Source organism: Reyranella sp. (assembly GCF_965228225.1).
Classification (GTDB): domain Bacteria; phylum Pseudomonadota; class Alphaproteobacteria; order Reyranellales; family Reyranellaceae; genus Reyranella.
The window spans coordinates 380,721-405,000 of sequence record NZ_OZ245801.1 but is presented as its reverse complement, the minus strand read 5'-3'; the positions used below and the strand labels follow the sequence as shown (position 1 = coordinate 405,000).

The 24,280-nt window shown below is 67.2% G+C and carries 23 protein-coding genes; 8 read left to right on the top strand and 15 right to left on the bottom strand.

From position 1 onward, the window contains the following. Nucleotides 1–72: 72 nt before the first annotated feature. Nucleotides 73–1,629, top strand: coding sequence for a peptidoglycan DD-metalloendopeptidase family protein (locus ACO07K_RS01940; protein WP_422034246.1), 1,557 nt, complete (start codon nucleotides 73–75; stop codon nucleotides 1,627–1,629). A gap of 6 nt (nucleotides 1,630–1,635) precedes the next feature. On the opposite strand, the gene clpB is transcribed toward ACO07K_RS01940, so the two are convergent. Further along, nucleotides 1,636–4,242 carry an ATP-dependent chaperone ClpB gene (gene clpB, locus ACO07K_RS01935; RefSeq protein WP_422034245.1) on the bottom strand — a complete coding sequence of 869 codons (2,607 nt, stop codon included), beginning with the start codon at nucleotides 4,240–4,242 and terminating at the stop codon, nucleotides 1,636–1,638. 183 nt (nucleotides 4,243–4,425) lie between these two features. On the opposite strand from clpB, the gene ACO07K_RS01930 reads away from it, so the two are divergent. Then, a complete protein-coding gene (locus tag ACO07K_RS01930) occupies nucleotides 4,426–4,986 on the top strand; it encodes a DUF4337 domain-containing protein (RefSeq protein WP_298312077.1) in 561 nt (186 codons plus the stop codon). A gap of 67 nt (nucleotides 4,987–5,053) precedes the next feature. Here the strand turns inward: ACO07K_RS01930 and ACO07K_RS01925 are convergent, their stop codons facing one another. From ACO07K_RS01925 to ACO07K_RS01890, 8 genes are all read right to left on the bottom strand, one after another. Continuing rightward, nucleotides 5,054–5,908 (bottom strand): DUF4167 domain-containing protein, encoded by an 855-nt coding sequence (locus ACO07K_RS01925; protein ID WP_422034244.1) that lies wholly within the window; start codon nucleotides 5,906–5,908, stop codon nucleotides 5,054–5,056. A gap of 174 nt (nucleotides 5,909–6,082) precedes the next feature. Continuing rightward, complete coding sequence (gene prmC / locus ACO07K_RS01920; protein WP_422034243.1) at nucleotides 6,083–6,952, bottom strand: peptide chain release factor N(5)-glutamine methyltransferase; 870 nt, start codon at nucleotides 6,950–6,952, stop codon at nucleotides 6,083–6,085. Nucleotides 6,953–6,955: 3 nt separating this feature from the next. Further along, nucleotides 6,956–8,020, bottom strand: a complete 1,065-nt coding sequence (gene prfA, locus ACO07K_RS01915; protein ID WP_298312071.1) for a peptide chain release factor 1 — start codon at nucleotides 8,018–8,020, stop codon at nucleotides 6,956–6,958. A 1-nt stretch (nucleotide 8,021) separates the two neighbouring features. Then, on the bottom strand, nucleotides 8,022–9,254 hold the full coding sequence (gene hisS / locus ACO07K_RS01910; protein ID WP_422036617.1) for a histidine--tRNA ligase: 1,233 nt from the start codon (nucleotides 9,252–9,254) through the stop codon (nucleotides 8,022–8,024). Nucleotides 9,255–9,309: 55 nt separating this feature from the next. Beyond that, nucleotides 9,310–10,446 (bottom strand): flavodoxin-dependent (E)-4-hydroxy-3-methylbut-2-enyl-diphosphate synthase, encoded by a 1,137-nt coding sequence (ispG, locus tag ACO07K_RS01905; RefSeq protein WP_422034242.1) that lies wholly within the window; start codon nucleotides 10,444–10,446, stop codon nucleotides 9,310–9,312. Nucleotides 10,447–10,512: 66 nt separating this feature from the next. Next, a complete protein-coding gene (locus ACO07K_RS01900) occupies nucleotides 10,513–11,484 on the bottom strand; it encodes a helix-turn-helix domain-containing protein (RefSeq protein ID WP_422034241.1) in 972 nt (323 codons plus the stop codon). 80 nt (nucleotides 11,485–11,564) lie between these two features. Further along, nucleotides 11,565–13,796, bottom strand: a complete 2,232-nt coding sequence (gene ptsP, locus ACO07K_RS01895) for a phosphoenolpyruvate--protein phosphotransferase (RefSeq protein ID WP_422034240.1) — start codon at nucleotides 13,794–13,796, stop codon at nucleotides 11,565–11,567. Between the two features lie 269 nt (nucleotides 13,797–14,065). Then, nucleotides 14,066–15,313 carry an aspartate kinase gene (locus tag ACO07K_RS01890; protein ID WP_422034239.1) on the bottom strand — a complete coding sequence of 416 codons (1,248 nt, stop codon included), beginning with the start codon at nucleotides 15,311–15,313 and terminating at the stop codon, nucleotides 14,066–14,068. A 77-nt stretch (nucleotides 15,314–15,390) separates the two neighbouring features. On the opposite strand from ACO07K_RS01890, the gene ubiG reads away from it, so the two are divergent. Further along, on the top strand, nucleotides 15,391–16,155 hold the full coding sequence (gene ubiG, locus ACO07K_RS01885; protein ID WP_422034238.1) for a bifunctional 2-polyprenyl-6-hydroxyphenol methylase/3-demethylubiquinol 3-O-methyltransferase UbiG: 765 nt from the start codon (nucleotides 15,391–15,393) through the stop codon (nucleotides 16,153–16,155). 16 nt (nucleotides 16,156–16,171) lie between these two features. On the opposite strand, the gene ACO07K_RS01880 is transcribed toward ubiG, so the two are convergent. Then, nucleotides 16,172–16,663 (bottom strand): DUF1178 family protein, encoded by a 492-nt coding sequence (locus ACO07K_RS01880; RefSeq protein WP_422034237.1) that lies wholly within the window; start codon nucleotides 16,661–16,663, stop codon nucleotides 16,172–16,174. An 89-nt stretch (nucleotides 16,664–16,752) separates the two neighbouring features. Between ACO07K_RS01880 and ACO07K_RS01875 the strand changes: the two genes are divergently transcribed. The 3 genes from ACO07K_RS01875 (at nucleotide 16,753) to ACO07K_RS01865 (ending at nucleotide 18,731) form a co-directional block, all read left to right on the top strand. Then, nucleotides 16,753–17,619 (top strand): DMT family transporter, encoded by an 867-nt coding sequence (locus tag ACO07K_RS01875; protein ID WP_422034236.1) that lies wholly within the window; start codon nucleotides 16,753–16,755, stop codon nucleotides 17,617–17,619. After that, nucleotides 17,616–18,113, top strand: a complete 498-nt coding sequence (locus ACO07K_RS01870; RefSeq protein ID WP_422034235.1) for a class I SAM-dependent methyltransferase — start codon at nucleotides 17,616–17,618, stop codon at nucleotides 18,111–18,113. The genes ACO07K_RS01875 and ACO07K_RS01870 overlap by 4 nt, the downstream gene beginning before the upstream one ends. A gap of 69 nt (nucleotides 18,114–18,182) precedes the next feature. Next, entirely contained in the window at nucleotides 18,183–18,731 is a 549-nt protein-coding gene (locus ACO07K_RS01865; RefSeq protein WP_422034234.1) for a putative glycolipid-binding domain-containing protein, read from the top strand. A gap of 28 nt (nucleotides 18,732–18,759) precedes the next feature. Here ACO07K_RS01865 and ACO07K_RS01860 read toward each other — a convergent pair whose 3' ends face one another. From ACO07K_RS01860 to ACO07K_RS01850, 3 genes are read right to left on the bottom strand one after another with little or no spacing between them, the layout of a single operon-like run. Next, entirely contained in the window at nucleotides 18,760–19,626 is an 867-nt protein-coding gene (locus tag ACO07K_RS01860; RefSeq protein ID WP_422034233.1) for a carbon-nitrogen hydrolase family protein, read from the bottom strand. A gap of 11 nt (nucleotides 19,627–19,637) precedes the next feature. After that, entirely contained in the window at nucleotides 19,638–19,898 is a 261-nt protein-coding gene (gene grxC, locus ACO07K_RS01855; protein ID WP_298312047.1) for a glutaredoxin 3, read from the bottom strand. Nucleotides 19,899–19,919: 21 nt separating this feature from the next. Further along, nucleotides 19,920–20,639: a ComF family protein gene (locus tag ACO07K_RS01850; protein ID WP_422034232.1), complete on the bottom strand. Its 720-nt coding sequence runs from the start codon at nucleotides 20,637–20,639 to the stop codon at nucleotides 19,920–19,922. 129 nt (nucleotides 20,640–20,768) lie between these two features. Between ACO07K_RS01850 and ACO07K_RS01845 the strand changes: the two genes are divergently transcribed. Beyond that, nucleotides 20,769–21,683: a methyltransferase domain-containing protein gene (locus tag ACO07K_RS01845; RefSeq protein ID WP_422034231.1), complete on the top strand. Its 915-nt coding sequence runs from the start codon at nucleotides 20,769–20,771 to the stop codon at nucleotides 21,681–21,683. Between the two features lie 3 nt (nucleotides 21,684–21,686). Further along, complete coding sequence (locus ACO07K_RS01840; protein WP_422034230.1) at nucleotides 21,687–22,505, top strand: hypothetical protein; 819 nt, start codon at nucleotides 21,687–21,689, stop codon at nucleotides 22,503–22,505. On the opposite strand, the gene mutT is transcribed toward ACO07K_RS01840, so the two are convergent. Beyond that, entirely contained in the window at nucleotides 22,502–22,951 is a 450-nt protein-coding gene (gene mutT / locus ACO07K_RS01835; RefSeq protein ID WP_422034228.1) for an 8-oxo-dGTP diphosphatase MutT, read from the bottom strand. The genes ACO07K_RS01840 and mutT overlap by 4 nt on opposite strands. After that, a complete protein-coding gene (gene argJ / locus ACO07K_RS01830; protein WP_422034227.1) occupies nucleotides 22,951–24,189 on the bottom strand; it encodes a bifunctional glutamate N-acetyltransferase/amino-acid acetyltransferase ArgJ in 1,239 nt (412 codons plus the stop codon). The genes mutT and argJ overlap by 1 nt, the downstream gene beginning before the upstream one ends. Nucleotides 24,190–24,280 lie beyond the last annotated feature (91 nt).

Here is a 24,280-nt window from a genome sequence, read left to right as displayed (position 1 = left end):
ACAGATTTCTCTGGGCCGGCACCACCCTAACCCGAGGCCTGGACCTACCGGGCCCGCAATAGGTCAGCGGTCATGACGGACTTCCCCCCTCCGTCGGACCGGCCGAAAAGCGCCAAGGGCGCGACTTTTGGGCTGTTCCGGCCTGTCCTCTTCGCGATCGGCGTCATCGGACTGGCGATGGGAGGGCTTGTCCTCAGCCATCGATCGAATCCGCAGATCGCAGCCTTGCCGCCCAAGTCCGAGCCCGGCCCAGCCGCGGCCGAGCAACAGGCACCGCCTCCGTCGGTTCCCGTGATCCTGGCGGATTCCCAGCCGGCGCCCCCCGTTACGGCGGCCGATTTCGGCAGATCGGGTCCACTCGATCTCCGCGGCTTCCAGATGAAGCCCCCGGAATCGCCCGCGGCAGACGCCGAACCGCAGGCCAGCGACGTCTACGAACTCACCTTGCGCCTGGAGAAGGGCGACACGATCGAGAAGATGCTGGCCGACATCGACGTGGCCGAAGCGGAACGCAAGCAGGTCGCGGAGAAGCTCCAGTCGCTCCTGAGGAAGCGGCGGCTTGCGGTCGGCGAGACGATCGAGCTCACGATGCAGACGATTCCCGAGCAACCCGACACACCACGGGTGCTGGCATTGTCGGTCCGGCCTCAACCCGAGCGGGAGTACATCGTCAGCCGCAAGGACGACGGCAGCTATGAGGCCGAGGAGAAAATCTACAAGGTCAGCCCCCGCATCGTGAGGGTCGAAGGCGAGCGCGAGGGCTCACTGCAGCAGAGCGGTGTCAAGGCCGGCGCGCCTTCCGCTGCGATGGTCGAGTTCGTCCGCGCGCTCTCCTACGACGTCGATTTCCAGCGTGAGTTGAAGCAGGGGCAGAAGTTCACCGTGCTGCTCGAACAGCTGGTGACGAGCGACGGAAAGGTCACCCATCCCGGGAGGCTCCTGGCCGGCGAGCTGCGGCTGATGAAGCGCACGGTCGTGGTCATGCGCTATCGCCCGCAGGGTGGAGCCGACGGCTTCTACACCCCCCAGGGCGAAAGCGTGGTGCGCTCCTTCCTGCGCACGCCGATGGATGCCTCGCGCATCACCTCGCGCTTCGGCATGCGCGAGCATCCCATCCTGGGCTTCAGCGCGTTGCATGCCGGCGTGGATTTCGCCGCTCCACCGGGCACGCCGATCCTTGCCGCCGGCAACGGCAGGGTGATTGCGGCGGGACCCAACGGCGGCTACGGCCTCTACGTGAAGTTGCAGCACACGCAGGATGTGGCGACCGCCTATGCCCACTTGTCCCGCATCGGACCGGGCGTCAAGCCGGGCGTGCAGGTGCGCCAGGGCCAGGTGATCGGCTTCGTCGGATCGACCGGCATGTCGACCGGTCCGCACCTTCACTACGAGTTCCTGAAGGGCGGCAAGCACGTCAATCCGCTCACCCAGAAATTCGCCATGCGCGGCACGGTGGGCGGCAAGGATGCGGCGCGCTTCCACGCGCTGGCGAAGCAGTATCTCGCCCAGTTGAAGAGCGCCCCGGTGGCCGGCGAGCCGGCCAACCCTGCGGCGACCAAGCCCGCCCCAAAGAAAACGGCGCAGGCTCCGAAGGAACCTGCGCCGTCGCTCGTTGCCAGGAACAACTAGCGTTCGTCAGTCGGCGGCGTCGCTCATCACGCGCTCGCCCCCGACCGTCAGCTCTCCATTCTCGACGCCGACCTCGACGGTGTCGCCGTCGCCGATCCTGCCCTCGAGAAGCTGCGTCGCCAGCGGATTCTGCAGGCTGCGCTGGATCACCCGCTTCAGCGGCCGCGCCCCGTAGACCGGGTCGTAGCCGCGGTTGGCCAGCCACTGCAGCGCCTTGCCATCGATCTTCAGCTCGATCTTGCGATCGGCCAGCAGCTTGAACAGCTTCTGGATCTGCACTGTGACGATGTCCGTCATGTGCGCCCGGCTCAGCCGGTTGAACAGCAGGATCTCGTCGAGACGGTTCAGGAACTCCGGACGGAACGCCCGGCGTACCTCTTCCATGACCTGCTCGCGCACCGATTCGGTGGACTCGCCGTCCTTCAGGGCCGCCAGATGCGAGCTGCCGAGGTTGGACGTCAGGATGATCAGCGTGTTCTTGAAGTCGACCGTGCGGCCCTGCCCGTCGGTCAACCGACCGTCGTCCAGCACCTGCAGCAGGACGTTGAACACGTCCGGATGCGCCTTTTCGACCTCGTCGAACAGGATCACCTGGTAGGGACGCCGCCGCACCGCCTCGGTGAGGACACCGCCCTCGTCGTAGCCGACATAGCCCGGCGGGGCGCCGATCAGGCGGCTCACGGAGTGTTTCTCCATGAACTCGCTCATGTCGATGCGCACCATCGCGTTGTCGTCGTCGAACAGGAACGCCGCGATCGCCTTGGTGAGCTCGGTCTTGCCGACACCCGTCGGACCCAGGAACAGGAACGAACCGATCGGACGGTTCGGGTCCTGCAGGCCCGCGCGGGCGCGACGCACCGCGTTCGCCACCGCGACGACAGCCTCGTCCTGGCCGATCACCCGCTTGTGGATCTCCTCTTCCATGCGCAGGAGCTTGGAGCGCTCGCCTTCCAGCATCTTGTCGACGGGCACGCCGGTCCACCGCGACACGACGGCCGCGATATCCTCGGGCATGACCTCTTCCTTGACGCCCTTGCCTCCCGCGACCTCATGGGTCTCGGCTTCCTTGAGCTTCTTCTCGAGGTCGGGGATCACGCCGTAGGCCAGCTCGCCCGCCTTGGCCAGTTCGCCACGGCGCTGCGCGATGTCGAGCTCGGAGCGCGCCTTGTCGAGCTGCTCCTTCACCTTCTGCGAATCGGCCAGCTTGTCCTTCGCCGAGGTCCACTGCGCCGTCAGCGCCGCCGACTTCTGCTCGAGCTCGGACAGCTCCTTCTCGAGGCGCTCCAGCCGGTCGCGCGACGCCTGGTCGCTTTCCTTCTTGAGCGCTTCCTTCTCGATCTTGAGCTGCATGATGCGCCGGTCGAGTTCGTCCAGCGCCTCGGGCTTGCTGTCGACCTGCATGCGGATGCGGCTGGCCGCCTCGTCCATCAAGTCGATCGCCTTGTCCGGCAGGAACCGGTCGGCGATGTAGCGGTTCGACAGGGTCGCCGCGGCCACGATCGAGGAGTCCGCGATCCGGACGCCGTGATGCAGCTCGTACTTCTCCTTCAGGCCGCGCAGGATCGAGATCGTGTCCTCGACCGTAGGCTCGGCCACGAAGACGGGCTGGAAGCGCCGCGCGAGAGCGGCATCCTTCTCGATGTGCTTGCGGTACTCGTCTAGCGTCGTGGCGCCCACGCAATGCAGTTCGCCGCGCGCCAGGGCGGGCTTCAGCATGTTGGAGGCGTCCATCGCACCGTCGGCCTTGCCGGCGCCGATCAGCGTGTGCAGCTCGTCGATGAAGACGATGATCTCGCCCTCGGCCGACGAGATTTCCGACAGCACGGCCTTGAGCCGCTCCTCGAACTCGCCGCGGAACTTGGCGCCCGCGACCATCGAGCCGAGGTCGAGCGACATCAGCTTCTTGTTCTTGAGCGATTCCGGCACGTCGTCGTTGACGATGCGCAGCGCGAGGCCTTCGGCGATGGCCGTCTTGCCGACGCCCGGCTCGCCGATCAGCACCGGGTTGTTCTTGGTCCGGCGGCTCAGCACCTGGATGGTACGGCGGATCTCCTCGTCGCGACCGATCACCGGGTCGAGCTTGCCGTCGCGGGCCGCCTGCGTGAGGTCGCGGGCATACTTCTTCAGCGCATCGTAGCTGTCCTCGGCCGAGGCCGAATCGGCCGTGCGGCCCTTGCGCAGCTCCTGTACGGCCTTCTCGAGGGGCTGGGGCTTCACCCCGCCCGTGGCCAACGCCTCGGCCGCCGGGGTGCCCTTGGCGAGCACCAGGGCGATCAGCATGCGCTCGACCGTGACGAAGGAATCGCCCGCCTTCTCGGCGATCGCCTCGGCCTGTTCGAACAGGCGCGCGGTCTCCGGCGCCAGATAGATCTGGCCGGCGCCCTGGCCTTCGACCTTGGGCTGCTTGGCGAGGTTGGCCTCGACGGCGCGGTAGACCGCGCGCGAATCGCCCCCCGCCGAGCCGATCAGGTTGGCCGCGAGGCCTTCCGGATCGTCGAGCAGGACCTTGAGAATATGGTCGGGAATAAGCCGCTGGTGGCCTTCACGCAGCGCCATCATCTGGGCGCTCTGCAGGAAGCCCCGCATGCGCTCTGTGTATTTTTCCTGGTTCATCACTAACCCTTTCCTTTACGCCCCCGTCGAGCGGCGGGCGGAAGAGCGGACCCTCTCTGTAGAAGCATCCTGAAGGCGATATGGGATCGGATCGGCTCGCTGCAAGACCTCATCGTCCGTGCGGCTTTCGCCTGTAACCGAGGCGGGTTAAGAACGCCGGCCACTCACTACCCGGAGCTCAATATGTCAGGCGGACACGGCCACGTTGACGGATCGAACAAGAAAATCGCCCTGCTGGTCGCCATTCTCGCGGCCCTGCTGGCCGTGTCGGAAATGGGCGGCAAGAGCTCACAGACGAACTCGCTGGCCAGCCACATCGACGCGTCCAACCTGTGGTCCTTCTTCCAGTCCAAGACCATCCGGCAGACGACCTTGCGCACCGCCGCCGACGAGGTCGAGGCCACCTACAAGGACGGCCCGGCACCCATGCCCCCGGCGCTGAAGGCGCAGGCCGACCGGTGGCGCCAGACGGCGCAGCGCTACGATACCGAGCCCGAGACCGGGGAAGGCCGCAAGGAGCTGGCCGCACGCGCCAAGATCAAGGAAGAGCATCGCGACCGGTCGCTGTCGGCCTATCACATGTTCGAATACGGCTCGGCCTGCTTCCAGCTCGGCATCGTGCTGGCGGGCGCAGCCGCCCTCACGTCGGTGATCTGGCTGACCTTCCTGTCGGTGGGCCTCGGCGTGGTGGGCTTCGCCTTCACCGTGCTGGCCTTCGTCGCCCCGACGCTGATCCACCTGTAGGACCAATGAAAACGCCCGCCGGCGATTGCTGGCGGGCGTCTTCGGTAGATGGATCGTCGTTGGCGGGTTAGCCGCGTCGGCCGCCGCTGGCGGGAACGAATTCCGGCACCTCGGGCTGCTCGTCGGCCGCCGGGTCGTTATTGACCGGCGCGCTACGGCCCTTCTGAAGAAAAGCCACGCCGTTCAGACCGGGCTCTTCTTCGACTTGCTCGGCTTGGCGACGGTCAGGCTGACGACGTTCGGGCTGACGACGCTCGGCCTGACGGTCAGCCTGGCGATTATCAGCCTGACGATTGTCGGCCTGACGATCGGCTTGGCGATCGGCTTGCCGATTTTCGGCCGGACGGTCAGCTTGGCGATTGTCGACTTGAGGATCCGATTGACGATTCTCGGACTGGCGATTGTCGGCCTGCCGATGATCGGCCTGGCGAACATCGCCCTGCCCCTCGTCGGCCTGGTTCTGATCGGGGTGTTCGCCACGCCCACCGCGCTCGTTGGACGGCGCATGATCGCTGCCATTCTGCTGCGGCTGACCGCCGGGCTGGCCTTGCTGCTGTCCCGGCTGATCGGGTTGGCCTTCTTCGCCATTTTCGCCCCAACCGAGGTTGTTGCGTTGGACGAAGCCGCCCTGGGCCTGGATCATCCGATAATAGTGATCGGCATATTGCCAGTAGGACTCGGCCAGAATGCGATCGCCGGAGGACGCCGCCTCTCGGGCCAGCGACTGATATTTGTCGAAAACCTGGTGCGCGTTGCCGCGAACCCGGACGTCGGGGCCACTGCTATCGAAAATCTGATTTCGATTGGCCGGACGGTTCGAATTGTAATTCTGGGGCTTGTGATGGTGGTTGTTTCCACCGCCGCCACCGCCGCCGCCACCATTGCGACCGCCGCGCGACCGCTGACGATTGTTTGGTCTCATTAACCTAGGGCCAGTTGCACGCCGGACGGATGTTGTTGGAGCCCCTCTGCCCTTCCCGGGCGCCGTCACGGCTGAATTTCAGGGGAGTTGGTGTCCGCCGTTACAGACCGGTCGGACCAAGGCCCCCCAAGGGGTAAAAGGAACCTAGTCTCATTCCCCCTGATTGCCAACCGATTAATACTGGGCCGGCACGACTCGGGCGACCCCGCCCAAATCCAGCCGGGTCGGCTTGGGCGTCAGGCCCGCGGCGCCAAAAAGAGCCGCGATAGCCGGTGCCTGGCCCTCGCCGGCCTCGACGACCGCCCAGCCGCCCGGAACGACGAGCCGGGGCGCCTCCGCGGCGATGATGCGATACGCCGCAAGCCCGTCGGTGCCGCCGTCGAGGGCCAGCCGGGGCTCATGGGCCGCCACCTCGGGCATCAACCCGTCCACCACGGCGCTCTCGATGTAGGGTGGATTGGAGACCAGCAGGTCGAAACGCCCCTCCAGTTGGTCCGTCCAGCCGGCCTGCCGCCAGTCACCCCTCGACAGGCGCGCCCGGGAGGCCACGCCGAGCGCAAGGGCATTGGCCTGGGCGATGGCGAGCGCCGCCTCCGAGGCATCGATCCCGACGCTGGTCGCCTGCGGATACTCCCGCAACAGCGTGAGGAGCAGGCAGCCCGATCCCAGTCCGAGGTCGAGGATTCGCAGCTTGCGGCTGCGGTCAGGCAGCAGGTCGAGCACCGTTTCGATGACCGTCTCGCTGTCCGGGCGCGGAATCAGAACCGCCGGCGAGACCTTGAAGGGCAGCCCCCAGAATTCGCGTTCGCCCAGGATGTAGGCCATCGGCTCGCGCCGCACCCGGCGCGCCGTGAGTTCGCGCAGGGCCGCTGCCACGGCAGCCGGCGCCGGATCGCGGCCGCGCGCGATCAACTGCTCGATCGTCAGTCCCGCGGCGCGGCTCAGCAGCAGGCGGGCTTCGAAGCGGACATTGTCGATTCCCGCCGCCGTCAGGGCGACGGCGGTATCGCGCAACAGGGCGTCGTAGGGGGCGTTCTCCGCCACCGGTCAGGCCGCGAGCTCCGCCAGGCGCGAGGCCTCATCCTCGGAGGTCAGGGCGTCGACGAGCGCGTCCAGACCGCGCCCGTCGAGCACCTCGGCGAGATTGTAGAGCGTGAGGTTGATCCGGTGATCCGTCACGCGGCTCTGCGGGAAGTTGTAGGTGCGAATGCGTTCGCTGCGGTCGCCGCTGCCCACCTGGCCCTTGCGGTCGGCGGAGCGCAGATCGTCGAGCCGCTGGCGCTCGGCATCGTAGAGACGCGCGCGCAGGATCTTCATCGCCTTGGCGCGGTTCTTGTGCTGGCTCTTCTCGTCCTGCTGGCTGACCACGACCCCGGTCGGGATGTGGGTGATGCGAACCGCCGAGTCCGTCGTGTTGACCGACTGGCCGCCCGGCCCCGAGGCCCGGAACACGTCGATGCGCAAGTCCTTCTCGTCGATCTTGATGTCGACGTCCTCGGCCTCCGGCAGCACCGCCACCGTTGCCGCCGAGGTGTGGATGCGGCCCTGGGCCTCGGTCGCCGGAACGCGCTGCACGCGATGCACGCCGGACTCGAACTTGAGGCGGGCGAACACGTTGCGACCGGTCACCGTGGCGATCGCCTCGCGGTAGCCGCCGATGCCGGTGTCCGACAGCTCCATGACCTCGAACTTCCAGCCCTTTTCGGCCGCGTAGCGCTGGTACATGCGGAACAGGTCGGCCGCGAACAGGGCTGCCTCGTCGCCGCCGGTGCCGGCGCGGATTTCCAGGATGGCGTTCTTCTCGTCGGCCGCATCCTTGGGCAGCAGCATCCGTTTCACGGTGCGCTCCAGCTCGGGCAGACGCTTCCTGAGTTCGGCCGCCTCTTCCTCCGCCATAGCCTTCATGTCGGGATCGGAGGCCATCGCCTCGGTATCCTTGAGTTCGCGCTCGGCCTTCTGCCATTCGTTCACCGCCTCGACGAGCGGGCCGAGATCGGCATATTCCTTCGAGGCCGCGACGAACTTCTGCGAATCGAGCGTGCCGGCAGAGAGAGCCGCCTGCAGCTCGGCATGGCGCGTCACGATCTGGTTGAGTTTCAATAACAGCGACATCTCAAACCTTCAGGGCTTCAGCCAGACCGTCGAGCGACACTTCGCGCTGCGCGCCGCTGTCGAGATCCTTGAGCTGCACCACGCCCTTGGCCAGCTCGTCGTCTCCGATGATCAGTGCGGCGCGGGCATTGAGCTTATTGGCCCGCTGCATGCGCCGTTTCATGTTGCCGCGATAGTCCTGTTCCACGGCGATGCCCTGCTTGCGCAAGCTCCGCGCGATGCCGAGCGCCTTGGCTTCTGCCGCCGCGCCCAGCGGGGCGATGACGACGGGCCGCGGCAGGGGCTTGGGCTCGTCGGCCAGCATCATCAGCCGCTCGATGCCGCCCGCCCAGCCGATGCCGGCCGTCGGAGGGCCGCCCAGCTCGGCGATCAGCCCGTCATAGCGGCCGCCGCCCAGCACGGTGCCCTGGGCGCCGAGATGGGTGGTCACGAACTCGAAGGCGGTGTGGGTATAGTAGTCGAGGCCGCGCACCAGCGCCGGGTCGACCTCGAAGGCGACGCCGGCGGCCGAGAGCCCGTCCTGCACCGACTTGAAGAAGTCGCGGCTCGCCTCGTTGAGGTGATCGCTGAAGCTCGGCGCCTGGGCGTTGATCGCCTTGTCGCCTTCGTCCTTGCTGTCGAGGATACGCAGCGGGTTGCGCGCCAGGCGATTGCGCGAATCCTCCGAGAGTTTGTCCACGTGACCGGAATAGTAGTCGGTCAGGACCTTGCGGTAGCCGGCCCGGCTCTCCGGATCGCCGAGCGAATTGATCTTGAGCACGCAGCGGTCGAGGATCGTGAGCCGGTCCAGGATGTCGGCCGCGACGGAGATCACCTCGATATCGGCCCCCGGCTCGGGCGCGCCCAATACTTCGAGATCGATCTGGTGGAACTGGCGCTGCCGTCCCTTCTGCGGCCGCTCGTAGCGGAACATCGGTCCCGCCGCGAAGACCTTCAGCGGCAGCTGCTGCACAAGCTCGCCGTTCGACACGAAGGCACGGCAGATGCCGGCCGTGTACTCCGGCCGCAGGGTCAGCGATTCGTCGCCGCGATCCTTGAACGTGTACATTTCCTTCGAAACCACGTCGGTCGTCTCGCCGATGCCGCGGGCGAACAGCTCGGTGAACTCGAAGATCGGCGTCGCCATCTCGCGATAGCCGTAGAGGCGCGCCACGTCGCGCGCGGTGTCGACGACGTGCGCGAAGCGCCGGTAATCGTCGGGGAGGATATCGTGCGTGCCACGCACGGGTTGCATCTTGCTCACGGGAAATCGCCTCGAAAAATCGTCGGGAAGGGAGGGCCTGGGACCGCTACTCGGCGGCGGCGCGATGTCGCTCGGCTTCTTCCGCCCGGGCGGCCTCGATCTCGGCCGCCTTCTTCTCGATCAGCTCGACCAGATGGTCGACGACGTTGCCGTCCTTCAGCCGATGGTGCGGAACGCCGGCGATATAGACCTGGTGCGTGTTGGAGCCGCCGCCGGTGAAGCCGATGTCGGTTTCGCGCGCCTCGCCGGGCCCGTTCACGACGCAGCCGATCACCGACACCGTCATCGGCGTCGTGATGTGGGCGACGCGCTTCTCCAGCGCCTCGACGGTACGGATGACGTCGTACTGCTGGCGTGCGCAGGACGGGCACGAAATGACGTTCACCCCGCGATGCCGCAGGTTCAGCGCCTTCAGCATCTCGAAGCCGACGCGGACCTCTTCCTCCGGCTCGGCCGAGAGCGAGACCCGGATCGTGTCGCCGATGCCGGCCCACAGGAGAGAGCCCATGCCGATCGACGACTTCACCGTCCCGGTCCTCGTGCCGCCGGCCTCGGTCACGCCGACATGCAGCGGGTAGTCGCAGGCATCGGCGAGCTGCTGGTAGGCGGCGACCGCCAGGAAGACATCGGACGCCTTCACGCTGATCTTGAACTCGTGGAAGTCGTGGTCCTGCAGGATGCGCGCATGATCGAGCGCGCTCTCCACCATCGCCTCCGGGCAGGGCTCGCCGTACTTCTCGAGCAGGTCCTTTTCCAGCGAGCCGGCATTGACGCCGATGCGCATGGAACAGCCATGGTCCTTGGCGGCCCTGACGACCTCGCGCACCCGGTCGGCGCTGCCGATGTTGCCGGGGTTGATGCGCAGGCAGGCGGCGCCCGCCTCGGCCGCCTCGATGGCGCGCTTATAGTGAAAGTGGATGTCGGCCACGATCGGGACCTTCGCGGCCCGCACGATCAGGGGCAGCGCCGCCGTCGACTCCTCGTCGGGGCAAGACACGCGGATGATATCCACACCCACCTCTTCGCAGCGGCGGATCTGGGCGATGGTCGCGTCGGCGTCCGCGGTCAGCGTGTTGGTCATGGTCTGCACCGTGATCGGCGAATCGCCGCCCACCGGTACGGAACCGACCATCACGCGCCGCGACTTGCGGCGCTGGATATCGCGGTACGGTCTGATGCTCATGGGGACAATGTAGCGGCGGCGCCCCGCCTCCGCCAGCCGGCCGCCGTTACAACGGCGCGACGCTGGCTACCGGGCCTCGGTGATACGGTAGGCGATGCCGGCCGGAACGACGTAGCTCTCGCCGGCACGGACATAGGTCTGGGTCAGCACGTCACCATTGGGCGCGCGCAGCTCGACCCAGCTGTTGCTCTTCACGCTGATCGGCGTGTTGACGCGGACCGGAATCGGCGGCGGCACGGCCGGGGCCGCCTCCGGCGCACGGGCCGTGGCTTCCTCGACAGGCGTGCGCGGCTGGTCGATCCGCGGCGGTTCGATGGCGGCAGGTGGTTGGGCGGCCTGCGCCTGGCCGATCGACGGAACGGCCATCACGACGGGCGGCGGCGGCGCCGGAACGGCGACCACGACCGGCGGCGGCGCCAGGGGAGCAGCCGGAGCGCTGCTCTCGACGCGCTGGGCGGGCCAGACCTGGGCGGGCAACGAACCGTCGATGGTGCGCGTGTCCGGTGCCGGGGCGGTCGGCAACTTCGCGACGAACGGGTTGGGCGCGGCAGCCGGCGGGCTCGGCCGCTCCGACAGAAGACGGTCCGGCACAGGCGGAACCTTCTGCGCAACGACGGCCTGATCGCGGGGCATGTAGTTCCACACGCCGTAACCTGCGGCGACGACGAGCAGAACGGTCAGGACCGCGAGACCGATCGGGGCGCGCCGCTCCATGACGGGGAAATTGGCCGGCAGCGTCACGGGGCGCTTGATCGGAACGGCACCCGACAGATGATAGGCGGTCAGGACCTTCTCGGCATCGAGACCGAGATGAGTAGCGTAAGCGCGCAGGAAGGCCGGAATGTACGCGGCGCCGGGGAGTTGGTCGTAGCGACCGTCTTCGATCGCTTCGAGGTGAGAACGCCGGATGCGGATGCTCTTCTCGACTTGAGTCAGGTCCAGACCGCGTGCCTCGCGTTGATCGCGTAGGAGTCGACCGACCGCCTGGCCTGGTCCGGCCTCGCGTTCAATCGCCCGCCAGTCAACCTGATCCGGCATTGATATTCCCTGCTTGTCCCCTCGTCGCGACTCTTAGCAGAGGGCCCATGACAGGGCAAAAGCGATTCGACTTTCCGTCGTTAAATTTCGATCGCGTGATCGGCGGCGAAGAGACGCAACGTCTCACGCAACGGGCGATCCGGTTGCGTAAGCGCAGTGGTCATGAAACCTGCCGCCTCGTTGAGATCGAGCGAACGGATCATGGCCTTCACCGGGCCGATCGCACCAGGCGACATCGAAAGAGAGCGTATGCCTATTGAAAGCAACGCTAGTGCCTCGACCGGACGCCCCGCCATTTCTCCGCACACAGCAACGTCCACTCCCGCAGGACGCACTTTGTTCACTACAAAATGTAGCAGTCGAAGCAGCGCTGGGGACAAGCTGTCGTAACGTCCGGCGATACGGGTGTTGCCTCGATCGGCGGCGTAGAGGAACTGGAGAAGATCGTTGGTGCCGATCGAAATGAAATCGACATGGGGCGTCAGACTGTCGAGCTGCCATGCCAGCGCCGGCACCTCGAACATGACACCGACACGCAAACTCTCGGGCACGGGCTGTCCGCGCCGCTTCGAACGATCGAGTTCGAGATCGAGCAGATGGCGCGCCCGTAGCAATTCAGTGACCTCGGCAATCATGGGGAACATGATCGACAAAGGACGGCCGCTCGCGGCGAGGATCATGGCGCGCAGCTGACGACGCAGCATCGCCGGACGATCGAGCCCGATGCGGATGGCGCGCCAGCCCATGGCGGGATTCTCGTCACCAAAGGCGCCGATATAAGGGAGGACCTTGTCGCCTCCGACATCGAGCGTACGAAAAATCACGGGCCGTCCGTCCGCCAGATCGAGCACGCGCCCGTAAAGCCAGGCCTGCGCGTCGACGTCGGGAAACTCCGAACGCACCATGAACGGAATCTCGGTCCGATAGAGCCCGACACCGTCGGCGCCCGTATCGTCGAGATGCTGCATGTCGATCAGCAGGCCGGCATTCATGTTGAGCGAGATGCGCGCCTGATCGCGCGTTGCCGGCGGGAGGTCGCGCAGCGCCGCATACTTGCGACGGCGCTCGGCGCGCGCGTCGAGTGCGAGATGGACCGTCTGGAGAATGTCTTCGGCCGGCCGCACCAGAACCTGGGCATTGTCGCCGTCGACCACGATCGGATCGCCCGCCTCGACCCTCGCCAGCACGTTGGGCGCGCGGCCGACCACCGGAATGTCGAGGGCGCGCGCCACGATCGCCACATGGCTGAGCGCCGAGCCCTCCTCCAGCACGAGACCGCGCAGGCGGGTGCGATCGTAGTCGAGCAGCTCGGCCGGTCCCATGTCGCGGGCGATGACGATCATGTCGTCGGGCAGGGTGCTCGGATCCGTCGCCACACGGCCGGTGAGGCGCAGCAGCAGTCGGTTGCTGAGGTCCTGCAGGTCGCTCAGCCGCTCGCGGATATAGGGATCGGTCGACTGGCCGAGGCGGGTGCGGACATCGTCGAACGCACGCTGCACGCCGGCCTCGGCCGTAAGGCCGGAATCTATGGCCTCACGCACCCGCTCGGCCCAGCCGCGATCGTCCACGAACATGCGGAAGGTCTCGAGAATCTCGCGCTGCTCGCCCGACTGCATGTCATGGGCTTCGAGCATGCGGTCGACATCTTCGCGTACGCCGCGCAGCGCTTCGAGGAAGCGCACCTTCTCTTGCTCGACATCCTCCGCGACCACCCGCTGGATGACGATGCGGGGTTCGTGCAGCACGGCGCGACCGATCGCGACGCCGGGCGTGAGCTGCACGCCGTCGACGCGCAACGGCAGCAGCCCGATGCCATCGACCTGCTGGACCTCGTTGGGACTGACGACGTGGCTGGCCGAGACCAGTTCCGCCAGCACCATGGCGATGGTCTGCAGCGTCTCGACTTCTTCCTCGTCGTACTGGCGCCGCGTGCGGTTCTGGACAACCAGCACGCCCAGCACCCGGCCGGCACGCACGATCGGCACGCCCGCCAGCGAATGGTAGATTTCCTCGCCGGTCTCGGGGCGATAGGCGAATTGCGGATGATGCTGGGCGTCGTCCAGCGCCAGCGGCCTGCCGTGGGCCGCGATGTCGCCGACCAGGCCCTCGCCGACCCGCAGGCGCGTCGCATGCACGGCCGAGGGGTTCAGGCCCTGGGTTGCGAACAGCTCCAGCACTTCGCCCGCGCGCAGCAGGTAGATCGAGCAGACCTCGGCCACCATCTCGTTGGCGACCAGACGCACGACCTCGCCCAGCGTCACTTCGACGGACTCGGCACGCGCCATCGTGTCCCGGAGCCGCTTGAGGAGCATTCGCGGTCCGGCCAGGGGAGTTGATCTCTCCATGGTCAGACCGCTGGATGCTTGAGTCGAATGACGACGAAGCTGCGGTCGATGACGCAGGCGCAAACTCGCCAGGCCGCAGCCGCCGGATTCACCGGTCGGGCGTTGCAGCAAGGCATATGGGCGAGTGCGGCGTCCATGCGCCGCTTATAGCAAGAGCCGCGCCGGACTGCCTACCGGCTAATTCGCAGAGTCCAGCCGCGAATTAGGGGCGTTCCAATGCTCTTTGACGGGGATCTTCAGGCCGCGTCCAGTTCATACGCAGTGTGAAGCGCCCGCACCGCCAACTCGGTGTATTCGGCAGCCACCAGCACGCTGATCTTGATTTCCGAGGTCGAGATGACCTGGATGTTGATGCCCTTGGCAGCGAGGGTCTCGAACATCTTGAGCGCGACGCCGGCATGGCTGCGCATGCCGACGCCGATCACCGAGACCTTCGAGACGTTGAGGTCGGACTTCACCTCGGCGAACTTCAGCTCGTCTTTCGCGCGCTCGAGTTGCTGCACCGCACGCGCGAGGTCGGGCTTGGGGACCGTGAAGGTCATGTCGGTCGAAGTGCCGTCGACGGAGACGTTCTGCACGATCATGTCGACGTTGATGTTCGCTGCCGCCAGCGGGCCGAAGATGGCCGCGGCGACACCAGGCCGGTCGGGCACCTGGGTCACGGTGATCTTCGCCTCGTCCTTGGCGAAGGCGATGCCGCTCACGACGGACTTCTCGAGGCCCTGGGCCATGATCTCTTCCTCGTCCACAACCAGAGTTCCGGGCAGGTCGCTGCCGAGCGCCTCGTCGAACGACGACAGCACCTGCACGCGCACATGATGGTTCATCGCCAGCTCGACCGAGCGCGTCTGCAGCACCTTCGAGCCGAGCGAGGCCATTTCGAGCATTTCCTCGTAGGTCACGCGGTCGATCTTGCGAGCCTTTTCGACGATGCGCGGATCGGTCGTGTAGACGCCATCGACGTCGGTGTAGATGTCGCAGCGATCCGCCTTGAGCGCCGCCGCGAGCGCCACCGCCGAGGTGTCGGAGCCGCCACGGCCCAGGGTCGTGATGCGACCTTCCGGCGATATACCCTGGAAGCCCGGCACCACGGGAACCTCGCCCGCCGCCATCGTCCTGGCCATCTCGACCGTGTCGATCTCCACGATGCGAGCCTTTGCGTAGGCGTCGTCGGTCTTGATCGGCAGCTGCCAGCCGACCCAGGAACGCGACTTGACCCCTTCCTGCTGCAGCGCCATCGCCAGCAGGCCGATCGTGACCTGCTCGCCGGTCGCCACCACGACGTCGTATTCGCGCGGATCGTGCAGCGGGGAAATCTCGTTCACCCACTTGACCAGCTGGTTGGTGGCGCCGGACATGGCGGAGACCACGACCGCAACCTCGTTGCCGCGCGCGACTTCGGCCTTCACCTTGCGCGCGACGTTCTTGATTCGATCCGTGTCGCCGACCGATGTACCGCCAAATTTCAGAACGATGCGCGCCATGAACCCACTCGAAGGGCAAGCCCCTGCCCGGAAAGCGGGCTATAGACACCGATGCTGCCATATGGGTCAAGAGAACCATGGTTGAAACCGCACAGATCCCCGCCGCCGGAACGATCGATCCCGACGACGTCGAACGTTTTTCCCGCATCGCCGACGAGTGGTGGGATCCCACCGGCAAGTTCGCGCCGCTGCACCGGCTGAACCCGGTGCGGATCGGCTACATCCGCGACCGGGTGGCGGCCCACTGGCAGCGGGACGCCCTGAACGGCGAACCGCTGAAGGGGCTGTCGCTGCTCGACATCGGCTGCGGCGGCGGCCTGCTCAGCGAGCCGATGACCCGGCTCGGCGCCTCGGTCACCGGGGTCGACGCCTCCTCGCGCAACATCGGCGTGGCCGCGCTCCATGCCGAAGCTCAGGGCCTCGCCATCGACTACCGACAGGGCACGGCCGAGGCCCTGGTCGAATCCGGCGCGCAGTTCGACGTCGTGCTGGCGCTCGAGATCGTCGAGCACGTGGCCGATGTCGATCTGTTCCTGCGGTCCTGCGGCCGCCTGGTGAAGCCGGGCGGGCTGCTGTTCCTGTCGACGCTGAACCGCACCGCAAAAGCCTGGGCGCTGGCCATCGTGGGCGCGGAATATGTGCTGGGCTGGTTGCCGCGCGGCACCCACGACTGGAAGAAATTCCTCAAGCCGTCCGAAGTCGCCCGCGGCCTGCGCGCCGGCGGCATCGAAACCCAGGAGATCGTGGGCGTGGTCTACGCCCCGCTCAGCCGCAAATGGTCCGTCAACCGGAACGATCTAGACGTGAATTACATGCTCTACGGGGTGGCCGGGCCGAAATAGCGGCTGGGCAACGGGCTCAGTTGCCGCGCGGGATCCAGGGGAGGCGGCCGAACTCGATGCCTTCCTCGGCCAGCGCCTGCGCTTCTTCCTCGCTCGTCTTGCCGTAGATGCCGCGCTTGTCGCTCTCGCCGTAGTGAATCTTGCGGGCCTCTTCGGCGAACTTGTCGCCGACATGCTCGCAGTTCTTCTCGACCTCGGCGCGGACCGCGAGAAGGGCCTCGCGCAGTTCCTTGGGCATCTGACGGGCCAGCGCGGCGATCTGCTGCTGTTGCTCCGGGGACGGCGTGGCGGGCGCTTCCGCGCCCGGCGATTCGACGGCGACCGGCAGCGTGGCGTCCTTGCCCTTCTTGCCGATGCGGGGCGCCATCAGGGCACGCTCGACCTTGTCCGTGCCGCACACGGCACAGCCGATCAGGGATTTCTTCTCCTGACGTTCATAGGTCTTGCTGTCCTTGAACCAGCTGTCGAATTCATGGCCGTTGGCGCAGCGCAAGCGATACAAAATCATGACAGATGGAAAAATGGTGGCTTGTCGGGCCGGACGCAAGGCCCGATTGTCGCGCCCCGCTCCCCTGAGCCCGCCAGAAGCAGCCGTCAATGTCCCCGCAACCCTCCACTCTCAAGGCCGCCTTCTGGATGGCCGGCTGGCTCACGGCCATGCTCGTCATGGCGATCGCCGGCCGGGAGACGACGCGCGAACTCGACGTCTTCCAGATCATGGAGATGCGCTCGGTCATCGGCCTCGCGATGCTCTATCCGCTGATCCACCTGGCGGGCGGGTTCGGAAAGCTGAAGACGGCGCGGCCCTGGCAGCAGGTCGGCCGCAACATCGCCCACTACGGCGCACAGTTCGCCTGGTTCAAGGCGCTGACCCTGATCCCGCTGGCCCAGGTCATCTCCATCGAGTTCACCATGCCGATCTGGACCGCGATCCTCGCTGTCGCTTTCCTCGGCGAACGCATGGGGCTGTGGAAGAACCTCGCCGTAGCGCTGGGCGTGATCGGCGTCGTCATCATCGTGCGGCCCGGCACCAACGAGATCGTGCCCGGACAGATCATTGCCCTGGCCGCCGCCGTCGGCTTCGCCATCTCGGTGACCATGGTGAAGTCGCTCACACGCACCGACAGCGTGGTCACCATCCTGTTCTGGATGCTGCTCATTCAGTCGATCATCGGTCTGGTGCCGGCGCTCGACGTGTGGCGCTGGCCCTCCGCCTATGTCTGGGCGTGGATCATCGTCATCGCCTTCTGCGGCACCTTCTCCCACTACTGCCTGACACGCGCGATGCTGCATGCCGACGCCACCGTCGTCGTGCCGATGGATTTCCTGCGCGTGCCGCTGGCCGCCCTCGCCGGCTGGCTGCTCTATGGCGAGCGGGTGGACACGTTGACGATCCTGGGCGCGGCGCTGATCCTCTCGGGCAATCTGCTGAACCTCAAGGGCGCGGGAGCACGCAAGAGATGACGGCTTCCTCCTGGGTCGCCGCCTGGGCCGGCCTCGTCCCGCCCGGCGTCGCTGTCCTCGATCTCGCGGCCGGAAAGGGCCGCCACACTGCGTTCTTCGCCGCCCGCGGCCATCGGGTGACCGCGCTCGACCGCGACGTGAGCGCCCTCGTTTCCTCCGACACGGTCGAGGTGATCGCCGCGGACCTCGAGGACGGTTCGCCCTGGCCGCTGGCCGGCCGCCGCTTCGGCGCCATCGTGGTCACCAACTACCTGCACCGGCCGCTGTTCCCGGCCCTCATCGCCACGCTGCAGCCCGGCGGCATCCTGCTCTACGAGACCTTCATGGAAGGCAACGAGCGCTTCGGAAAACCGAGCCGCCCGGCGTTCCTGCTGAAGGACGGCGAACTGCTCGACCTCGTGCGCGGGCGCTTCTCCGTGACCGCCTACGAAGCGCGCATGATCAGCCAGCCCAAGATGGCCATGGTGCAGAGGATCGCCGCCCGCCTCCTGTAGACGGCGCCTCATCAAACCGTGCGACGATCGGCGCCGCAATTCCCTCATGATCCGACGCAAGAGTTCGGGATGCCGAACGACCAGATGCTGAGGCGATGGCGGCGGATCGACGTGCCCGGCCTCGAACTCATGACGCTGTCGCGCGACGGGTCCGGTCTCCGCATCCGCTCTACGGTGATCCATGCCGGCGCAGAGAGCTTCGGCCTCCGCTACTGCTGGGAACTCGATGCCTCGTGGCGAACGCGATCACTGTGCGTCGAACGAACGGACGCCATCGAGCAATCGCTCCGGATCGAACGGACCGGCGACACGAGCTGGCGGGTCGATGGCGCGGACCGGCCCGACCTCGCCGGCTGTCACGAGGTCGACGTTTCCGCGACGCCCTTCTGCAACACGCTGGCGATTCGACACCTCGGCATCGCCGGCGGCGAACTGCTGGCGCTGTTCGTCGATGCGCCCGCCCTCACCTGCCAGCCGTCACGTCAACGCTACGAGCCGCTCGGCCCGCGTGCCTGGCGCTATCTCGACAAGGGCGTATCCGACGGCTTTACGGCGCGACTCGATCTCGACGAGCACGGCCTCGTCCTGAATTACGAGCATCTGTTCGAGGCTTTTTAGGATTCTGTCGTCCTGGGACGACAGGGAGTTACTCCGCCGCCTTCGCGACTTCGGCCTTGTGGAGTGCGGGCGCCGCGTACTTGCGGTCGTGGGTCAGCGACGGGACCATCTTCCGCGCCTCCTCGATCTTCGCCATGTCGACCTCGGCGATGACGAAGCCTGCCTTCTCGCCCCCGGCATCGGCCAGCACCTCGCCCCAGGGGGCGACGGCGATCGAGTGACCATAGGTCTTGCGGTTGGAGCCCTTGTGCGTGCCGACCTGGGCCGGGGCGAAGACGAAGCAGCCGGTCTCGATGGCGCGGGCGCGCATCAGCGTGTGCCAGTGCGCCTGCCCCGTCGGCACCGTGAACGAGGAGGGGATCGCCAGCATCGTGGCGCCGGCATGCGCCAGCTCGCGATAGAGATAGGGGAAGCGCAGGTCGTAGCAGATCGTCATGCCGAGCACGCCCCACGGCGTCTCGGCCAGCACCGCTCTCTCGCCCGGCTTGAACGTCGAGGATTCGCGGTAGCTCTCGCCGCCCGCGAGCTGGACGTCGAACATGTGGATCTTGTCGTAGCTCGCCACGATGCCGCCCGACGCATCGATCAGGTAGGAGCGATTGCGGATCTGCTCCTCCGCCCCCACCCGCACATGGATCGAGCCCAGCAGGAACCACGCGCCGGTGTCGCGCGCGGCGGCGCGGCAGGCCGCGAGCATCGCGTGCTCTTCCTCGGTCTGCGCCTTGGCCAGCGTCTCGGTGCGGTTGGCGCCGATCAGGCCGGTATTCTCCGGCGTCATGATGAAGTCCGCGCCGGCGTCGCGCGCGCGCTTCGCCTGCTCGCACAGCCAGGCCACGTTCTCGGCCATGTCGTTGCTGACGTTGGTCTGGATCAGGCCGGCCTTGAACGCGGTCATGATGGAAATCCTCAGCCCGGCTGCGCGAGCAGCGCGTCGAGCTTGCCCGCCTGCTCGAGAGCGGCGAGATCGTCGGAGCCACCGATATGCTGGCCGTTGATGAAGATCTGCGGCACGGTGGTGCGATTGGCGCGGCTGCGCATCTCGCTGCGCTTCTTGTCGTCCATCATCACGTCGGTCTCTTCGTAGTCGGCGCCCTTGCTGTCGAGCAGGCTCTTGGCCCGCGCGCAGTAACCGCAGAACGGCGTCGTGTAGATCTCGATCTTGGCCATGGGTGAACCTCTTTGTCGAAACTATAGCGCCGGCCGGACGACCCGCGCCAGTGTCAGGACATCAACCCCTTTGGCCCCGGCGCGTTGCAGGGCGCGGGCGCAGGCTTCGACCGTCGCGCCGGTCGTCAGCACGTCGTCGACCAGAAGGATGGTCTTGCCGGCCACCATCGGGCGCCATTTCGGATGGACGTCGAAAGCCTCGCGAACGTTGCGCCGCCGCTCCTTCGCCCGGAGACCGGCCTGCGAACCGGTCCAGCGCTGGCGCCGCAACAGGTCCGGCGCCAGGCGGAGATCCTCGCCGCGGGCCGCCGTGCGCACGACGATGCGCGCCAGCAGCATCGCCTGATTGTAGCGGCGCATGAACAGCCGCCGCCAATGAAGCGGCACCGGCGCCACCAGATCGGCCGACGCGAGCAGATCGGCACCCGCCCGCGCCATCCACCCGCCGCAGGCGCGCGCGATGTCGGTGCGATCGCCGTGCTTGAAGGGCAGTACGAGCCGGCGGCTCTGATCGTCATAGACCAGCGCGGCACGGGCGCGATGGTAGCGCGGACGACGCACGAGGCAGCCGGCACAGAGAGCGTCGGGACCCAGATCCTCGGCCAAGGGTGTCCCGCAGCAGGCGCAGTGCGGCACGGAAATGAAGGAAAAGCCCTGCCAGCAACTCGCGCAGAGGGCTCCGGGCGCACTGACGATCTCGTTGCAGCCGAGGCAGAGCGGCGGCAGCACCGCGTCCAGCACGACACGGCCCGCTCCGGCAACGGCCCCTCTCACTGCCCTCGGCAACATAACGCGGATTGGGACGGGCAAATGCGCCCACAGGATGGCGGTCCCCTACCGGCCGCCGCCCTTTTTCCCTACATACCCACTGTGACTGGTCCCGACCCCCTGCTGGTGTTCGACCGCGCCCTCCTCCGCCAGCGTCGCGAGCGTGCCGCCCGCGATTGGGAACGGCATGACTTCCTGAAGCGCGAGATCGCCGACCGGCTGGTCGATCGCCTGGCGGATGTGCGCCGTACTTTCCCCCTTGCCCTCGATCTCGGCAGCCACGGCGACGAGGTGGCGACCACCCTGGGGGGGCGGCCGATCGTCGGGCAGCTGGTGCGCGCCGATCTCGGCCACGGCTTCGCGCGGCGCGCGCGCGGACCTTCCATCGTGGCCGACGAGGAGTTCCTGCCGTTCGCCGCCGGCCGCTTCGATCTGGTGCTGAGCGCCATGGACCTGCACTGGGTGAACGACCTGCCGGGCACCCTGATCCAGATCGCGCGCATCCTGAAGCCCGACGGTCTGTTCCTCGGCGCGATGTTGGGCGGCACCACCTTGTGGCAGTTGCGCCAGGCGCTGGCGGCCGCCGAGAGCGAGATCGACGGCGGCCTGAGTCCGCGCGTATCGCCCTTCGCCGACCTGCGCGACGCGGCGGGCCTGCTGCAGCGGGCGGGCTTCGCCCTGCCGGTGGCCGACAGCGAGACGATCGAGGTCGAATACGAGAGCGCCCTCGCGCTGATGCGCGACCTCAGTCGCATGGGCGAAGGCAATCTCGTGGTCGGCCGGCGCCGCACCGTGACGCGGCGCGCCGTCCTGCTGCGCGCCGCCGAACTCTACGGCGAACGCTTCACCGGCTCCGGCGGCCGCGTCTCCGCGAGCTTCGAGGTGCTGTTCCTGCACGGCTGGTCGCCGCATGCCTCGCAGCCCAAGGCGCTCAAGCCCGGCAGCGCCGCCCGGCGGCTCGCGGACGCGTTGGGAACTTCCGAATTCAGTGCCGGCGAAAAAGTGGAACGGAGCTAGACTGTGCCCGTGGTGAAACTCTCGTTCGGCGGCCTGGTCGCCCAAAGTTTCGGCTTCGTCTTCGCCAATCTCGGACTGTTCTTCCATCTGGTCACCATCCCCTGGATCGCCTCGCTCGCGATCCGGCTGCTGGGCTCGACGCTGCCCCGCGACTCGCTGATGCCGATGCTGATCGAGAAGGCCGTCGATATCGTGCCGACCGTGATGTTCATGGTGGCCTGGCAGCGCGTCGTGCTGCTGGGGCCCAATCGCATCGGCCGCTTGCCCGGGCTCGGCTGGTCGCCGCGAGAGACGGCCTTCCTGCTCCACCTCATCAAGATCGGCGGCTTCACCTTCGTCCTGCTCGCCGCTTTCGTGCTGACCCTGGGCACCATCGATCCCGAGATGCTGGCTGCCGGCGCCGCGATCGATCCCGAGGTCGCGCGCAAGCAGGCACTGGCCGCCCCGATCGGGGCGGGCTTCACCGTCTCGATCATCCTGGCGCTGCGCGTCAGCTACGGACTCGCGGCCACCGCGGTCGACGAGCCCTTCTCCCCGCGGCTCTCATGGGCCCACAGCCGCGGCAATGCCTGGACGATCATCGGTGTGTTGTTCCTGATCTTCCTCACGGGCGCGCTCGCCACGACCATGGCGACCCTGGTGGTGCTCGGCCTGACGCGCGGCGTGCTGGGCGCCGCCGACTCGGCCGCCATCATCACCTGGACCGCGGCCATCCTGGTCTCCTATGGCGGCACCGCCGTGGCGGCGACAGCGCAGGCACTGATCTTCCGCGATCTGCTCGGCTGGCGCGAAGGGGCGCCCCTGCGGGCCCTGTCGAGCTAGAGCAGGTCGCGCAGCAGGCCGACCAGCGGCAGGTCCGCGGGCGGCATCGGATACTTCGTGAGTTCCATCGGGGCGACCCATTTCAGGGCCTGGCCCTCGCGCGGCTGCGGCGTGCCGTTCCACTTGCGGCAGGCGAAGACCGGCATCAGCAGATGAAACTTCTCATAGCCGTGGCTGGCGAACGCGATCGGCGCCAGGCAGCTCGTCGCCGTCTCGATGCCCAGTTCCTCGTGAAGTTCACGCACCAGCGCCTGTTCCGGGGTTTCGCCCGGATCGACCTTGCCGCCGGGAAACTCCCAGAGGCCGGCCATCGACTTTCCGGCCGGGCGCTGGGCGATCAGGACGCGGCTGTCGACGTCGACCAGGGCGACCGCCGCCACCAGCACGAGCGGTCGCGCGCCGAGCGGCGGCGGGCCGCCCGGACACGAATCGTCGAAGCCGTCCATCAGGAGCGGTAGCTGCCGTTGATGTCGATGTAGCCGTGCGTGAAATCGCAGGTCCAGACCGTGGCGCGGCCGCGGCCGATGCCGAGATCGATGTCGATCACCACGTCGGATCCCTTGATGTGCTGGGCGACCGGCGCCTCGTCGTAATTCGGCACGACCTGGCCCTGGTCGGTGATGCGTACGCCGCCGATCGAGATGCGCAGCTTGTCGCGATCCGCGCGCTCGCCCGACTTGCCGACCGCCATGACGATGCGGCCCCAGTTGGCGTCCTCGCCGGCGATCGCGGTCTTGACCAGCGGCGAGTTGGCGACCGCCAGGCCGATCTTGCGCGCCGCGCCGTTCGACGAGGCCCCGCCCACGTTGATGGTCACGAACTTCGTGGCGCCCTCGCCGTCGCGCGCGAGCAGCTGCGCCAGCTCGATCATCACCTCGTCGAGGGCCCGCTTGAAGTCGACCAGGACGGGGTCGTCGGCCTCCTCGATCGGGGCGTGGCGCGCCGCACCGGTGGCGACCATCAGGAAGGTGTCGCTGGTCGAGGTGTCGCCGTCGACGGTGACGCAGTTCAGGGACTTGTCGGCTGCGTCGGAGAGCAGCTTCTGCAGAACGCCGCCCGGAATCTTGGCGTCGGTGAAGGCGAAACCCAGCATCGTCGCCATGTCCGGCGCGATCATGCCCGAGCCCTTGAGGAAGGCGTTCACCGTCACCGTGCGCTCGCCGATCTTGGCCTGGCGGGTGGCGAGCTTGGGGAAGGTGTCGGTGGTCATGATGGCGCCCGCGGCGGCCGACCAGGCGTCCTCCTTGCCCGACTTGATGAGGGCCGGCACGACGGCGGCGATCTTCTCCCATTCGAGCGGCTGGCCGATCACGCCGGTCGAGGCCATGAAGACCTCGTTGCGCGGACAACCCAGCGCCTGGGCGATGGCCCGGGTCGTCTCCTCGACCGCCTTGTCGCCGAGCTTGCCGGTGAAGGCATTGGCATTGCCGGCATTGACCACGATGGCGCGGACCTTGCCGCGGGCGAGGTTCTTGCGGCACCAGTCGACCGGCGCCGAGCAGGTCTTGGACTTGGTCAGGACACCCGCGATGGTCGCCCCGGCCGGCACGACCGCCAGCAGGACGTCGTCACGGTCGATATATCGCACGCCCGAACGCGCAACACCGAGCTTTACGCCCGCAATGCGGGGCAGCGTCGGAGTCGACTTGGGTGCGAGCGGCGATACGGCGTGCTTGGCGGACATGGTTCTCCCCTCAGGCACGGCCACAGACTGCGGCCGGCCAGCGGCGGAGACTACACCAGAAACGCCCCAAAAGGAGAGTTCTACTTGAGGC